The organism is Streptomyces sp. CB01580 (assembly GCF_001905795.1).
GTDB lineage: Bacteria > Actinomycetota > Actinomycetes > Streptomycetales > Streptomycetaceae > Streptomyces.
Window position 1 is genome coordinate 14,087 of record NZ_LIXJ01000037.1, and the last position, 14,922, is coordinate 29,008.

A 14,922-nucleotide genomic window follows, 5' to 3' on the forward strand; every position below is an offset into this window, starting at 1 on the left:
TGCCACCCGTTTGTGCGAGGTCCCGTCTGCGTCACCGTCAGCGGGGGTCGTCGCGGAGTCCGGCGACGAGGAACGCGACGAGTCGGCGCGCGTCGTAGTGGGCATCGTCCTCGGCGCCGATGCAGAGGTTTCCGATGCCGCGCATGAGCTGGTAGGCGTCGATGCCGGGGCGGATCTCGCCGGTGGTGGCGGCGGCGTCGAGGAGTTCGGTGCACACGGGCAGGAGGCGGTCGAGGAAGTAGGTGTGCAGCGCTTCGAAGCCGACGTTGTCGGCCTGCATCGCGGCGGCGAGCCCGTGTTTGGTGACCAGGAAATCGACGAAGAGGTCGACCCACCGCGCGAGCGCGGCGTGAGGTGTCGGGCCGGCCGCGAGCAGGGCCGGACCGGCTTCGGCGCAGGCGTCGACCTGGTGGCGGTAGACGGCGATGACGAGTTCCGCCCGGGTGGGGAAGTGGCGGTAGATCGTGGCAACCCCGACGCCGGCCTCGGCCGCGATGTCGCGGACCGGCGCCTCCACGCCGCACGTGACGAAGACGGTGGCAGCCGCGTCCAGCAGAGCCTGCTGGTTGCGCCGTGCGTCCTTGCGCTTGGACCGGGCCGAACTGCCCGCCGTCTGGCCGCTGTGGTTCACCGCGGCGCTCCTTCCATCGACCGACCTTGAAATACGGAACTGTGTTCCGTATCGTAAGTGGAACAAGGTTCCGTTTCATTCATGATGACAGACCGGACGGCTGGCGGCTGCCCGCTGCCGTCATCCCGCTCCACCCCGGGACGAAGAGAGCGACCGGCCGTACCCGGAGCCGCTCCGGCCCCACACGAGAAGGCGCTCCTTCTCCATCCCGTCCGGCCTTCGGCGACACCGACGGCCGGGCCCACGAACCCCAGAGTGCGAAGGCACTGAACGGAAGGCACCTCCATGTCCGAATCGAGCATCCCGAACGAGCACAGGTCCGCGGGTGCGCCGGTGACGGTGATATCCGCGAGGCCGGTCGTCCTGTCCGCCCCGGGCCGGGGCGAGGACCTCCAGGTCCGTGTGTCCGCCCCGGCGACCGGCGGCGACCTGCCCGTGATTGTCTTCTCCCACGGCTATGGCTGGTCGATGGACGGCTACGCCCCGCTCGCGGACCATTGGGCCGCGCAGGGCTTCGTGGTCGTCCAGCCCACCCACCTCGACTCCCGCAGGCTCGGCATCCCCGCCGAGGACCCCCGCACGCCCCGGATGTGGCGCCACCGCATCGAGGACCTCACCCGCGTGCTCGACGGCCTCGACGCCCTCCAGGCCGCCGTGCCGGGCCTTGCCGGGCGCCTCGACCGCGACCGTATCGCCGTGGCCGGCCACTCCTGGGGTGCCCAGAGCGCGAGTGTCCTGCTCGGCGCACGCGTCCTCGACGCCGACGGCGCACCTGGCGAGGACATGTCCGACCCGAGGGCCAAGGCGGGCGTGCTGCTCGCTCTGACCGGTCTCGGCGACGACCTGACGCCGTTCGCCGCTGAGCACTTCCCCTTCATGAAGCCGTCCTTCGCCACCATGACTGCCCCCGCCCTCGTCGTCGCCGGCGACAAGGACCAGTCCCACCTGTCCACGCGCGGACCGGACTGGTTCACCGACCCCTACACCCTCAGCCCCGGCCCCAAGAGCCTGCTCACCCTGTTCGGCGCGGAGCACTCGCTGGGCGGCATCCCCGGCTACGAGGTCGCCGAGACCACCGACGAGAACCCCGCACGCGTCGCCCTGATCCAGCACCTCACAACGGCCTTCCTGCGCCGTACCCTCCTCGGCGAGGACGGCGACTGGAAGGCGGACGCCACCGCGCTGGAGGAAGCCCCCGACCCGCTGGGGGTGCTGCAGAGCAAGTAACGTCCTGGGGAACAATAGGGAGTGGTTCAGCGAGCGGGGTCGTGCGGCTTCGAGTCCGAGGCGGGGGAGGGAGGCGGCGCGGGGCGCCGGGAGCCCGCTCCCTCTTGCTCCCCAGGTCGCAAGAACCCCACCAGCACATACGGGCCGAACATCGGCCCCCCACGACCGGCCTGAACCACACCACCCATACCGCCATCACGTTCTTCGGGCACGGGCTCGCGAACCGCCCACGGAAGCAAACACAACGGTGTTGACCTCCAGGTCCTCAAGTGATCTCGTTCTGGCAAGCACCGCTTCTGAGAACATCTCACGGGCAACCGCCCTCGCCCTCAGCTGCTCGTCACTTCGTCGTGTCCCTTGGGGGCGTCTCGCCAGCCCGACAGGGCGTTACAGGCCAGGAGCCGAATATGGGAGCGCAGGACTCGCAGGATACGGCTACGAGACTGCGGGCGATCGGCAGCGAGCTGTCGGACCGCTTCTACGAACGGGCCGACGTGGTGCGGATCCTGATGGTGACGCTGCTGGCCGGGCAGCACTCGCTGATGCTCGGCCCGCCCGGAACAGCCAAGTCCGAGATGGCCCGTGAACTCACGGGCAGGATCGAGGGTGCCGCCTACTGGGAGATCCTCCTGTCGAAGTTCACCGCGCCCACGAGAATGTTCGGTCCCATCGACGTCGCCGCCCTGGCCCGGGGCGAGTACCGCCAGATCTACGACGGCCGTGCCACGACCGCGCACATTGCGTTCATCGACGAGATCTTCAAGTGCTCCACAGCGGCGCTGAACGAGACACTGGGCTACCTCAACGAGCGGATCTACCACCCCGAGAGCGGCGGCGAGCCGATCCGCTGCCCCTTGATCGGAGCCATCACAGCGAGCAACGAACTTCCCAGCGGGGAGGATACGGCCGCGATCTACGACCGGCTGCTGGTGCGGATCGAGGTCGGGTACCTGGAGGACCCCTCGAACTTCGCCGCGCTGGTCCGCTCCGCCGTCAGCCGCACGGTGGCGCCGGCACGGACCACCGTCGAACTGCGCGCGTTGCAGCACGCCGTGAGCGAAGCCGTCCCGGCCGTGGACGTTCCGGACGCGATCGTGGATGCCGTGTGCACGCTGCGCGCCGCTCTGCGCCGCAAGGAGCTCGTCGCCTCCGACCGCCGCTGGCGGCAGGTGGTAGGCCTGCTCCAAGCATCCGCGTACCTCGACGGCCGCCCGGCGGTCACCGAGACCGACCTGTCGGTGCTGACCCATGTGCTGTGGGACTCCCCGGCCCAGCGCCCGGCCGTCGAGCGCGAAGTGCTGCACCTGGTCAACCCCGACGCCAAGGAGGCGCTCGATCTGGCCGACACCATCGACGAGCTGGAGGCACAGCTCGACGCCATGGCCGGGCAGTCCCGCGAGGCGCTGAGCGACTGGGTCATCAAGAAGGCCCACAACAAGCTCGCCATGGCGGGGAAGCGGCTGGAGAGGCTGCGCGAAGAGGCGGCGGGCGCCGGCCGCTCCACCGCCGCCATCGATCGAATCACCGGCCGCCAGCGGGCCGTCCGTGCTCGCGTCCTCACCGAGGCCCTCGGCATGGACGCGAGCACGGTGCAGGCCCAGCTCTGAACACACAGGAGCAGGACCATGGGTGAGGCACCGAGCAGGCTCGACGAGCTGGGGAGCCGGGCCGGGACGTGCCTGGGCCTGTCCGCCGCTGGTCCCGGACGGCACACGGTCGTGGTCGCGGACCGGTTCGACCGGATCACATGGCGCGACACCTACGAGCAGTCAACCGGGCTGCGCGAGCTGGACGCAGAACTGAACGCGCGCTACGACTGCACCACCGACCTTCTGACCGATACGTTCCTGGCCGCCTACAAAGGCAACCCGCGGTTGCGCGGGCGCGCGGAGATGGACCCCTGCCGACTGGTCAACCACCAGATCGTCACCGCGCTGGTGGATTCACCTGAGTTCGCCGAGCTGCGCCGGGAGACGGTCGGAGACCCCTACGCCGCCGCCATGGCCGTGCTCGCCCAGAGCACCGCGCTGCGCCGGATCCTTGAGCGCTCCCAGGACGCCCAGGAACAGGCCGAGCAAGCAAAGAAGGCCCAGGAGAACACCGAAGGCGCGGCGACCGCCGTGGCCGAGGCACTCCAACAGCCCGCCGAGGAGGCCGCCGAGGGCTGCACCGTCCCGGCCCCGGCCGCAGACGCCGTACAACAGGCGATCAAGGCAGCCGAGGCCGCCGCAGCCGCTGCACGGCAGGCCGCCCAGGGCGCCGCGCAGGCCCTCGCCGCGGCGGCCCCCGGCATCCATGCCGCCGCGCGGAACGCGGTGACGAAGGCCGCGAGGGCGGTGCGGGAGGAGGCCGCGTTGATGCGGGCGTGGGGCGTCGGTCCCGGCGAGCTGGAGAGGATGCCGTTCGACCAGCGCGCCTTACTTGCCGAGCGGCTGCGCACCAGCCGTCTCGCACAGTGGGCCGAGCTGATCGGCCGCTTCCGGCAGATGGCCGACGGTGAACGAGCCCGCAAGGTGCAGAACGCCACCGGGGAGCTGGTCGGCATCACCCTTGGCAATGATCTCTCCCGCGTCATTCCCTCCGAGCTGGCCAGTCTCGGCTCGCCCGAGCTGCGTGCGGTGTTCGCCGCGCGCTACGCCACCGGGGAGCTCATGCTCTATGACAGCCAGGGCGAGCAGACCACCGGTCAGGGTGCCATCATCGCGTGCGTAGACACCTCGCACTCCATGTACATGGAAGGGCCCGGCGGAGTCACCCGGGAGGCATGGGCCAAGGCGTGCGCCTTGGCCCTGCTGGATCAGGCCCGCCACGCAGGGCGTGACTTCGTCGGTGTCCTGTTCTCCGCCGCCGACAAGCTCCACGTCTTCCGCTTCCCGGCCGACCAGCCCGCCGACATCGCCCGGACTCTCGACTTCGCAGAGACCTTCCTCGGCGGCGGTACCAGCTACCAGACGCCCCTGACGACGGCCGGTGACCTGCTGGAGGAGGAGTTCAATGACACCGCCCGAACACGCGGCGACATCGTGATGATCACCGACGACGAATGCGGAGTCACCGAGGCGTGGATGCGCGGCTGGAACGACACCAAACACCGGCTGGGTTTCCGCGTCTTCGGCGTCGCTATCGGCGCCCTGCCCGCCGCCGGAGCCGGCTCGGTCCTGGACGTCCTGTGCGACAACCTCCGCTCCATCGAGGACCTCACCGACACCCGCGCCGCCGCCGACCTCTTCCGCCTGATCTGACCCGACCTCCTCCTTCTCCTCCACAACCCCGACATGGAGGAGGGCCTGCTCCCGCGGTCGGACCAGTTGACCAGGCTCCTGCCAGCACCGTTCCTCGCCCCAACTGCACCCGCGCAGGACCTGACCCGAGCGGCGGCAGGTGGTCAGGCCGTAGTCGTCCCGGGCGTCATCGCGTATCAGGTTGAAGTCGATATCCAGGTGCGGGTCGTACGTTTCTGGTTCCAGAACGGGTTCGTTGGGTGAATTACCCGCCGAAGCGGCCTTGCCGGGTACCGTGCCAATCCGGCACCGAGTGGTCTCACGGTTCCGTCCCACCAACACCCCGGCGGCCAAAGCCGATCTCTACTTCACCCTGATGCCCCAGCTCGCCGGGACCGCTGGGCCGACGACCTGACCCCAATCGAGAAAGCGTTCCCGAACGCCGGCATCGAACGAGAAACCCAGCGACGACGCCCAAGACTCTACGTGGCGTCGGCCATCGCGTTCCTAGCGGCATCTGCCGGCGTGCTGCTGGCCATGCTGATGCAACGGTAGGCATGTGAACCTCTGCCCTGGTGGGTCCCTTCGCGACACGTCGATCTCGCGCAGCACTACCGGCAGCAGATGCGCCATGTCCCGGGGAGGAATCCCGTGCGGAACCAGAAGATCATCCAACGAGCAGGTATGTGACCAAACCGGCCCCGTACGAGCGCTTTCGCCGTGTACGCCGTCCACGGCGCCCAGGAGATCGCACGTCCTGGGCGAGCGGGCAAAATAACCTAACCCTGACTATCTGTCCTAAATCTGGCGATATCCTCCCCGATCGATGCTCAACTCGCCAAGTTGAGCACTCGGTCACACCCGGTGCGAGCCGAAGCACGATAGCTGTCACATAGGCAGGCTTGTTGTCACCGGGGAGGCCGCGGCGCGTTGTCGATCGCTGTGGCCAGTTGCTCCGCGTGAGATCCCCGGGCGTGGCCTACAGCGACCAAGGACTGGTCAGTTTCCTCGACAGGTCGGCGTCATCGACGCGCATACAGAATCTCTCGTTCAGTTCACCGTCGGCTCCCGGCTCCCGGCTTGCGGCGATCGGTGAGAGTCGTTGCGTACGTGTGCACGCACCCCTTGCAGGCCGAACAGGATGAGAAGCTCAACCACGCCACCGTCGGCGCTGCCCAGCCAGTGGGGCAGGGACGTGTCGAACTCGGCTGCCTCACCGGGCGGCAGTGTCAGGTCGCGCTCGCCGACCACGAGCCGCAGGCGTCCGTTGAGCACGTAGAGCCATTCGAAGCCTTCGTGGGTCTGCGGGGTCGGTTCGAGTGGTTCCGGCGGGGCGGGGATGATCATTTTGAACGCGTGCACTCCGCCCGGTCGCCGGGACAGGGGCACGAACGTCATCCCAAACCGCCTGATCGGCCTGAGGTGTATCCGGGGGTCGCCAGTGCGCGGGGCACCGACGAGATCGTCCAGCGGAACGTCATAGATACGGGCCAGCGGCAGCAGCAGTTCCAGGTTCGGCCGGCGCTGCCCGCTCTCCAGCCTGGACAGAGTGCTCTCCGACACGCCGGTCGTCGCCGCGAGGCCGGCGAGGGTGATGCCGCGGTCACGACGCAGCGCGCGAAGGCGCGGCCCCACCGCGTCGAGCACGTCGTCGTCCGTCTTGCGATCCATCAGACCATCTTGCCGTAACCGCAAGATTCCGTGCCAGGTCGTGAGGTGGCTGGCAAGACTGAGTTCATACCGACACAAGGAGCCTTGATGAGCACCACTGATGCGGTCGCGTTCTGGGACGGCGTCTACGCGGCCCGACCGGCAGCCAGCAGGCCGCAGCCGAATGCCCGCCTCACCGAGACGGTGGCGGGCCTTCCGCCCGGTGACGCGTTGGACCTCGGATGCGGCGACGGCGGCGACGCGCTGTGGCTCGCCCGCCTGGGATGGCACGTCACCGCCGTCGACGTCTCGGCCGTGGCGGTCGAGCGGCTCGCCGCCCTCGCCCGCGCACACGGCCTGGGCGACAGCGTCACCACCGTGCGGGCCGACTTGCACAAGTCTTTTGCGTTCGGCGGATTTGACCTGGTCTGCGCCCACTACCTGCACACCCCATGTGACCTGGACCGGGCAACCGTCCTGCGCTCGGCCGCGCACGCACTGCGCCCGGGTGGGCGGCTGCTGGTCGTCGACCACGGTTCGGCCGCGCCGTGGTCGTGGAACCGGGATCCCGACCTCTGCTACCCGAGCCCGCAGGAAGTCGCCGCGGGTATCGACCTGGCTCCGCAGACATGGACGGTCGAGCGGGCCGACGCATCCCGCTGGACCGCGACCGGACCAGACGGGCGTACCGCCGAGGTCACCGACCACGTCCTCCTCATCCGCCGCACCGTCTGACACGGCGGCCGACGCCCGCCCCGACAAAGGAAGGGAGACCACGGTGCCCAGTACCACGCGCCGCAACCGCCGCCGCGACACTCCGCCGCCCCGGACCGGAAGCAACGAGACCGAGGTTCTGCGCGGATTCCTCGACTACCTCCGGACCTCGATCGCCGCAAAGGTCGACGGCGCCCCCGAACCGCAGGTGCGAACAGCCGCGGTGCCGTCGGGCACGAACCTGCTCGGCCTGCTCAACCACCTGACCTTCGTCGAGCGTTCGATGTTCCTCGGGGACGACGTCACCGACTGGCAGGCGACGTTCCAAGCCGCACCGGTGGACAGCGTGGCCGATGTCGTCGCCCGCTACCGAGACACGGTCAAGCGCGCGAACGACGTTCTCGACGAGTGCACCGATCTCGGGGCCCCGGTCCCCCGACCGCGGCCGGACCGCCCCGCTCCCAGCATCCGCTGGGCACTCACCCACATGATCGAGGAGACCGGCCGACACGCGGGCCACGCGGACATCCTCCGCGAACTCATCGACGGCACGACCGGCCGCTGATACCGCGTCTTCTTGGCCGGGGACGCCGACCGCATCCACTCACAGGAGCCCTCTACCATGCAAAAATACGACGTTGGAGTGACTGCCCGCGCCTCGCCGGAAATCGTCTGGAAGCTGCTGGTCGATGCCGCAAGCTGGCCGCTGTGGTCCAAGGTGGACAGTCTGGATACGACACGGTCAGTCGACCTCGACCCCGGCGGCGATGACGGCGTCGGCGCCGTCCGGGCTTTCCGGACGGGACGCATCGTGACCGGGGAGCGAATCACTGAGAAGATCGAGCGACGCCTCTTGGCCTACGAAGACGCGTTCAACTCGTCGATGTACAACTATCACGCGCGCATCGAGCTGAAGCCGACAGCGAACTCGGGCACGGTCATCCACTGGTACGGCGAGTACGAGACGAGCTGGCTGTTGGGCTGGGTCATGCCGCGATACCTCCAGAAGTTCATGCAGGGCACGGCGGAAGGGCTGGCCCGCTACGCCGAGGAGTGCCAGCCGGCTCAGTGATGCCTACGCCGCAGCGCGCGATCAGCCAGGGCCCGCCCGAGCATCGCGGCGAATCACCCGGGAGTCTCCTACACGGCCTGGACCGGGTCAGACACCTCGGTGCGCACACCGGAACGACCCCGACTTGATCGACGGTGAACCCGATCACCTCAGCGGTCACTGTGCCCGCGTGCGGTCTAGTACTGCAACCGTCACCTCAAAGACCGTTGCAGTACTAGCCGCAGCCGGGTCAGCGGCTGTAGCGCGGCGGCAGGACGAGCCGCGGATTGGGATTGAGGAGGACCTCTGCGGGACCGAACTTCTGGGCGAGTTGGTGGATTTCCGGATCATCGAGGAGAAGCAGGTGACCGTTGTCGACGAAACGCTCGCCGTCGAGGGTGATGGTGGGCGCATCGAACTGGCAGTCACAGTGCGCGTGTCCGGGACCGTTGCGGTCGATCGTGCCCTGTGTGGTGAGGCCGTCGAGGCCGAAGTAGAACGCTCCGGCATGCTTCTCACGTTCGAACTGGGTGCCGCCCGCGGACCGTACCTTGGGGTTGAGGCCGATGAGAGCGTGGCGCATGTAGTAGCCGTTCGGTGCGTAGCGGCGCAGTTCGGCGGCCGCCGCGCTCCCTTCAATGGCGGTCACGCGGTTGCCGGCCAGTTCGAGAGTGATTCGCTCGGCGGGTACACCTGTGACCGTGGACTCCTCTATCACGACGACACCGTCGGTCTGGTCGGGGTAGAAGTTGGCGCCTCCGTAGGGAAAGGGCCGCCACATGCCGCTGGTGAGGGGGGTGCTCGGGTGACCGGGGGTGGTGAAGGCGCGGAAAGTCACGTCTGTCCCCAGGGTGGTGGTCACCCGTATTTCCTGGGCCGCAGTGATCCGGGCGTATGCCCTGGCCTCCAGCGCGAAGTACAGCTCAAGTGGGAACCGCGCCCCGGTGGCCAGCGCCGCAGCGGTCGCTGTCTGGTGCAGTGAGACGAACCGTGCCTTTTGCTTGGCGATCTCGTTGAAGAAAAGCTGGGTTGTGTGCACTTCGCCCCACCAGGTCAGCGAGATCACCACGTCGGCGGCGGCGTGTGCGGAGGCCGGCAGCGGTGAGGGCGTTGCGGCGTCCCACCCGCCGGCGCTGAACGGCGGCAGGGACAGTACATGCACCTCGGCGTTGCGGTAGGCGGCCGCCGCCGCGATGGCCTGGATGACCACCGGATCGGTGCCGTGCTCGGCCAGGATCAGCACTTGCTCGCCCGCCGCGACTGCGGCGTATTCCAGCAGGTTGTAGACGCCGGGCATGAGTTCGCTGATCGACAGCGGTGCTGCCGTCGGTGTGTCGAGGTAGCTGAAGGGGGCGGTCATGGTCATGACATTCACTCTCCGGTGCGTGTAGGTGTGTGAGTTCGCGAGGTGGCTTGCAGACGCAGGTCACGGCCTGCGCCAAAGCCGACGACGGCCTGGATGAGAGTCAGGGCAACCAGCAGCAGGAGTGGCAGCGTCCATCCGCCGGTGAGGTCGTGCAAGACGCCGAGGAGGAGCGGCCCTGCGGCGGCCACGAGGTATCCGACGGACTGGGCCATCGAGGCCAGGGCGGCCGCCTGTGATGCGTCCGCCGCACGCTGGCCCTGGAAGGTCAGGGCCAGGACCAGGCACGCTCCGCCTCCCAAGCCTGTGAGCACGCTGGATACGACGGCCCACTGGGGGGCTACCGCCAGCAGGGCGAAGCCCAGGGCGCCGATCGTCGATGCAGATGCTGCCAGGATCCGCTGGTCCTTCCACCTGCGGGCAAGGAGGGGGAGCGCACTGCTGGAGAGGAGGCCGATGATCTGGAAGAGGAACAACTGCCATCCGGCTGCGGCCTCCCCCACCCCGTGATCGTGCACGATGCTGGGCAGCCAGGCGATCGTGGTGTAGAAGCCGAGTGACTGCAGCCCCATGAAGCCGCTGACCTGCCATGCGAGGGAGGAACGCCAGGGGATGCGCTCTCGCGACGCACGTGCTGGTGCCGGAGAGTCCGTACGCCGGTGCTGCGGCGCCCACACCACGAAGGCCAGCACGGCCAGCACGGCCCAGCAGCCCAGGGCGGTGCGCCATCCGCCGGGCAGATGGTCGGCCAGCGGGACCGACACCCCGGACGACACGGCGGCCAGCAGGCCCATCGCGGTGACATAGAGGCCGGTCACCTGGCCGATCCGGTCCTCTGGCACGGTGCTCTTGACGACCGAGGGCAGCAGTACGTTGCCGTAGGCGATCGCGGCTGCGACCACCACAGTGCCCACCCACAGGAAGACCACCCCGGGCAGGGAGCGCACCAGCAGCCCGGCTGCCAGCACTGTCAGCGACGCGCCCAGAGCCTGCGGTGCCCCGTAGCGGTGCGCGGTGCGGCCGACCAACGGGGAGGTTGCGGCAAACGTCAGCAGCGGAAGAGTGCCGAGCAACCCGGCCCAGGTACCGGACAGGCCGGTCGTTTTCTCGATGCTGGGAAGCAACGGTCCCACGCCGGTCAGTGCGGCGCGCAGGTTCCCCGCGACCAGCAAAACACCTATCAGCAGCCACACCGTGGACCGCCTGCCCGGCGCAGTCTGCCTCGCCTGGTCCAGGGAGTGGTGGGAGTGGCTCACTCGCATGCCGACCGGTCCCGTTCGACCGCGCTGTCCTGCCCTGCGGCCAGCCGGGCGGTCATGTGCACCAACATGGATGCCGCATGGCGGGCAGCGACCACATCGCCTGCGCTGATCGCCTCGACGAGTGCGCTGTGCCAGTGATCGTGCTTGGCAGCAACGTCGTCATCCCATGGCAGCACCGTCAGGAGAGCTGACAGGGCGCTGCCCAGGTATTCGTACAGCTCCACGAGCAGCTCGTTGCCGCTGGCCTGGACGACTGCGAGGTGAAAGGCGACATCGGCGACGGCGACCTGTGCCATCGATCCCGAGCGGTTGCTTTCGCGGGCCGCGGCGAGGAGTTCTTGCAGCCGAGCGGTGTCCGATTCCGATCGTCGTTCGGCGGCCAGTCCGGCGGCGTGCTCCTCCAGAACCGCCCGCAGTTCCAGGACGTCCGCCGGCGCCGTGGCGGCCGCCCTGCGCAGTAGAACCGCCTCCAGCTCACTGGTGACCCGGACGTAGGTACCATCCCCGACTCGCGCCTCCAGCAGGCCGAGATGGACAAGTGCTCGCAATGCTTCGCGAATGGTATTTCGGCTCACCTGGAGTGTTTCGGCCAGTTCCTGTTCGCCCGGGATCCGTGTCCCCACCGGCCACCGCCCGGACGCCAGCTGTTCCCGCAGCTGGTCAGCGACTTGCGCAGCCAGAGTCGACGCCCGGCGCGGCTGTCGCAGCCCCTCCATCAAAGACCTCCAAATGTTGGACATTAGAACATCTAGAGAGAAACATGAGGCAGCGTCACCGCGCCAGCACTATGTGATGCAGGCCACATGGATGTTCCTAAGTGCGCAGATCGCGCCCTATCGCTGCTTCGGAAAAAAATCGGCGATGCTCCCGGGACTGGGCGGTGCCCTCAAATGATCCCGAGTAGTGGATCAGGGTCGGGTGATACGTCGCCATGAACTGTCCGATGTGGAGCGGGAGTTCGTCCGGCCACTGCTGCCGGTGTCACTGCGGGGCCGGAAGCGGCTGAATGACTGAACGGTGCTCAACGGGATCGTGTGGAAGTTCCGCACCGGGGTGGCCTGGCGGGACGTGCCCGAGCGGTACGACCCATGGGCCACGCTGCACACCCGCTTTCGCCGGTGGAATCTGGACGGCACGTTCGAGGGCATGCTCCGGGCCGTCCCGGACCGATCTGGGGCACCCGTATCGCTTCCATCACGGCGGTGAACCGGGTGCGGTCGTTGGTGCTCCCGCCCGTCACGGTGAAGTCGAGCGGGCGGCCTGCCCATGTCCTGGGCGACAAGGGCCACAGCTCCAAAGCCACCCGCACCTGGCTGCGACGGCGCGGCACCGGCCACACCGTCCCGGAGCGGGCCGACCAGATCCGCAATCGGCTCCGACGCGGCAGCCGAGGCGGACGCCCGCCAGCCTTCGACAAGCAACTCTACAAGCAGCGCAACGTGGTCGGACGCTGCTTCAACCGCTTGAAGCAACAGCGAGGCATCGCGCGACCCGCTACGACAAGACACCCGAGAGCTATCTCGCCGGCCTCCACCTGCGCGGGGCGGTGATCTGGATACGCAGCCTCCGCCCCACACCTTGATCACGACTCAGGACATGCTAGTGCCGTGACCGGCAAGGTTTGCCCGGAAGGAGTGGCGTCCGGTGCGTGCGATCGCAAGGCGGCCGAAAGCCTTCGTAGCGGGCTACGTGGGCTTTCGGCCAACGCCGCGAGCGTGCGTGCCGGGCGGTGCGACGGGGCAAACGTTGCCGGGAGCGGCACTAGGTGACACCAAGGTGGGTCGGTGGGCTGGCACCGAACGTGGACTTGAGTGCGGTACCTTTCACCGTTTGGGCATTCCAGTTGCCACCATCTGGGGTTTTCCGTTCTGGTTGTCACCAACTTCGCTGGACCGGGGCTGCGACGGTGATCTCCGTGATGCGGCTTCTGGGTGCGGGCTCCTTTTTGGGGCGCGGAGGAGATACGAGCGAAAGGGGGACAGTCCGTGACGCTGGGCCAAGACCTGTTGCACTCGCAGTGTGCTATGGGCAATGTGGCTGACCGTAGTTGGCCTGTGGAGGGAGATACGCCGGTAACTGACTCGCCGGAAGCAACTTTCGCGCCGAAACCCACGTCTGTCAGTGGGAACGGGACCGAACCCCACCGACCCATACATGAACGGAGCTTTCGGTGCTCATAGGACTGCTCACCGCCGTGGCAGCATCGATCTGTTACGGCACGGGCTCCGTCCTTCAGGCCGTCGGATCACAGAAGTCAGCCCGCCGGGAGGCCGCCGCGGGCAGCGTGACCCAGCACGGTGGCCCGAGCCTGTCGTCCACTGCGAAGGCGGCGATGACCTGGGAGTTCATCGTCGGGACCATCCTGGACTTCGTCGGCTTCGGGCTCGGCGCACTGGCGGCGCGCCTCCTGCCGCTGTTCCTGTCGCAGACCGTGATTAGCGCCAACTTGGTGATCACGGCGGTGCTGAGCATCAAGCTCCTCGGCATCCGGCTCAACCGCGCCGAGCGGACCTCGATTGCTGTGGTCTGCTCCGCGCTGGTGCTTCTGGCGACGGCGGCGGGCCCGGAAGGCAGCGGCGACACCTCGATCTCCACGCACTGGTGGCTGCTGGGGATCTCGCTGCTCCTGATCGTGGGCGGCACCGTGGTCGTACGCCTACTGGGGGCGCGCGCCGCGATCCTGGCCGGCTTGCTGTCCGGACTGGGCTTCGGCGCCCTCGGCGTCGGGGTCCGCGTGCTGAACGGCATCGACCCTTTCGACCCGGGAGCGCTGCTCTGCGACCCGGCGCTCTACGCGATCCTGGTGGCAGGCATCGGCGGCATGTACCTGCACACGGTCGCCCTGCAGATCGGCTCGGTCAACGGCGCCACCGCCGCGCTGGTCGTCGGCGAGACCGTCCTGCCGGGCATCATCGGCGTGCTGTGGCTCGGCGATGCCTCCCGGCCCGGCTTCGCCTGGGCGGCGATCACCGGGTTCGTGCTCGCCGTATCGGGCGCGGTGGCAGTGGCCTGGTTCGGGTCCCCGAAAGGGCACGACAGCGACCCTGCGGCGGCGCCCGTGACACCCGCCAAGGACACCCGGACGTCCGCAGGGGTCTGACCCTGCACCAGATGCGCCGAATTTCCAACGCTTGGCTGCCGCTACGAGGAGTACGCCAGAAGCCTGCCGTGGCCGGTCGAGCACCTGCCGGGCTGAGAGGGGGAGAAGAAACTCCACAGCGGCTACCGGTCCGGCAAGGCCGACAGCCCTGGGCACACGCCCGACCAGGTGGCGGAGGTCGCCCGTGACGAGGGTCGCTCTCGCTCACCCCACTACCAACGGGCCGTTCGGCTTGACCGGACAGATACCTTGATGCTGGCCCCAGAACTCAGATAGTCATGAACGGTGGGGCCGGAGCCGCGTCCCCGCCTCGGGACTGCGGTGGATGCCTGTGCCCGGTCTGCGTCATCACTCCGTTGGACGGGGTAGCCGTCGGCCGGTGGTCGTTGCCACCAGCAGTAGGTCCTACACCAACTCGTCGAACACATCGCGTCGGCGTAGCGCGTCCATGGGTGCGGAGATCGACACACCACCTACCGGTACGGCCGCGCGGTTCGTGATAGCGGCGCCGACTGACGCCCTGCCGGAACGCTGGGCGGGGACCGTTGCGAAAGTGTCCAGGGGCAGTTGGGCACCGCAGCGGCCTGCCGGCCGACCAGACGCTCACGCGCCACCCCTACCTCAGCCCGAAACCGAAGCGTCCGGCGTCCCCGAGACCCACGCCCGCTCGGCCCGGACACCGGCCGGGCGGGAGTGGGTTCTG

General features: G+C 68.4%; 12 protein-coding genes and 1 pseudogene. 8 read left to right on the forward strand and 5 right to left on the reverse strand.

From position 1 onward, the window contains the following. Nucleotides 1-37: 37 nt before the first annotated feature. Nucleotides 38-631 carry a TetR/AcrR family transcriptional regulator gene (locus AMK22_RS33260; protein WP_073791127.1) on the reverse strand — a complete coding sequence of 198 codons (594 nt, stop codon included), beginning with the start codon at nucleotides 629-631 and terminating at the stop codon, nucleotides 38-40. Nucleotides 632-916: 285 nt separating this feature from the next. Here AMK22_RS33260 and AMK22_RS33265 point away from each other — a divergent pair, with 285 nt between their 5' ends. From AMK22_RS33265 to AMK22_RS33275, 3 genes are all read left to right on the forward strand, one after another. Further along, complete coding sequence (locus AMK22_RS33265) at nucleotides 917-1,858, forward strand: alpha/beta hydrolase family protein (RefSeq protein ID WP_073791128.1); 942 nt, start codon at nucleotides 917-919, stop codon at nucleotides 1,856-1,858. A 407-nt stretch (nucleotides 1,859-2,265) separates the two neighbouring features. Continuing rightward, on the forward strand, nucleotides 2,266-3,465 hold the full coding sequence (locus AMK22_RS33270) for an AAA family ATPase (RefSeq protein ID WP_073791130.1): 1,200 nt from the start codon (nucleotides 2,266-2,268) through the stop codon (nucleotides 3,463-3,465). A gap of 18 nt (nucleotides 3,466-3,483) precedes the next feature. Then, nucleotides 3,484-5,100, forward strand: coding sequence for a VWA domain-containing protein (locus tag AMK22_RS33275; protein ID WP_073791131.1), 1,617 nt, complete (start codon nucleotides 3,484-3,486; stop codon nucleotides 5,098-5,100). A 1,029-nt stretch (nucleotides 5,101-6,129) separates the two neighbouring features. On the opposite strand, the gene AMK22_RS33285 is transcribed toward AMK22_RS33275, so the two are convergent. Next, nucleotides 6,130-6,750 carry a helix-turn-helix domain-containing protein gene (locus tag AMK22_RS33285; protein WP_073791134.1) on the reverse strand — a complete coding sequence of 207 codons (621 nt, stop codon included), beginning with the start codon at nucleotides 6,748-6,750 and terminating at the stop codon, nucleotides 6,130-6,132. An 87-nt stretch (nucleotides 6,751-6,837) separates the two neighbouring features. Here AMK22_RS33285 and AMK22_RS33290 point away from each other — a divergent pair, with 87 nt between their 5' ends. Genes AMK22_RS33290 through AMK22_RS33300 form a run of 3 tightly spaced genes read left to right on the forward strand, consistent with a single transcriptional unit; the run spans nucleotide 6,838 to nucleotide 8,515 of the window. After that, nucleotides 6,838-7,464 carry a class I SAM-dependent methyltransferase gene (locus AMK22_RS33290; RefSeq protein WP_073791136.1) on the forward strand — a complete coding sequence of 209 codons (627 nt, stop codon included), beginning with the start codon at nucleotides 6,838-6,840 and terminating at the stop codon, nucleotides 7,462-7,464. Nucleotides 7,465-7,507: 43 nt separating this feature from the next. Further along, entirely contained in the window at nucleotides 7,508-8,008 is a 501-nt protein-coding gene (locus AMK22_RS33295; protein ID WP_073791137.1) for a DinB family protein, read from the forward strand. A 57-nt stretch (nucleotides 8,009-8,065) separates the two neighbouring features. Then, entirely contained in the window at nucleotides 8,066-8,515 is a 450-nt protein-coding gene (locus tag AMK22_RS33300) for an SRPBCC family protein (RefSeq protein ID WP_073791139.1), read from the forward strand. A gap of 229 nt (nucleotides 8,516-8,744) precedes the next feature. Here AMK22_RS33300 and AMK22_RS33305 read toward each other — a convergent pair whose 3' ends face one another. From AMK22_RS33305 to AMK22_RS33315, 3 genes are read right to left on the reverse strand one after another with little or no spacing between them, the layout of a single operon-like run. After that, a complete protein-coding gene (locus AMK22_RS33305; protein ID WP_073791140.1) occupies nucleotides 8,745-9,860 on the reverse strand; it encodes a hypothetical protein in 1,116 nt (371 codons plus the stop codon). 5 nt (nucleotides 9,861-9,865) lie between these two features. Then, nucleotides 9,866-11,119, reverse strand: a complete 1,254-nt coding sequence (locus AMK22_RS33310) for a CynX/NimT family MFS transporter (protein WP_073791142.1) — start codon at nucleotides 11,117-11,119, stop codon at nucleotides 9,866-9,868. Next, entirely contained in the window at nucleotides 11,110-11,835 is a 726-nt protein-coding gene (locus AMK22_RS33315) for a FadR/GntR family transcriptional regulator (protein ID WP_073791144.1), read from the reverse strand. Before AMK22_RS33315 ends, AMK22_RS33310 begins: the two co-directional genes overlap by 10 nt. A gap of 202 nt (nucleotides 11,836-12,037) precedes the next feature. Between AMK22_RS33315 and AMK22_RS37890 the strand changes: the two are divergent. Continuing rightward, a pseudogene (locus AMK22_RS37890) lies at nucleotides 12,038-12,701 on the forward strand (transposase). Between the two features lie 588 nt (nucleotides 12,702-13,289). Then, a complete protein-coding gene (locus AMK22_RS33335; RefSeq protein WP_073791145.1) occupies nucleotides 13,290-14,219 on the forward strand; it encodes a hypothetical protein in 930 nt (309 codons plus the stop codon). Nucleotides 14,220-14,922: the final 703 nt, after the last annotated feature.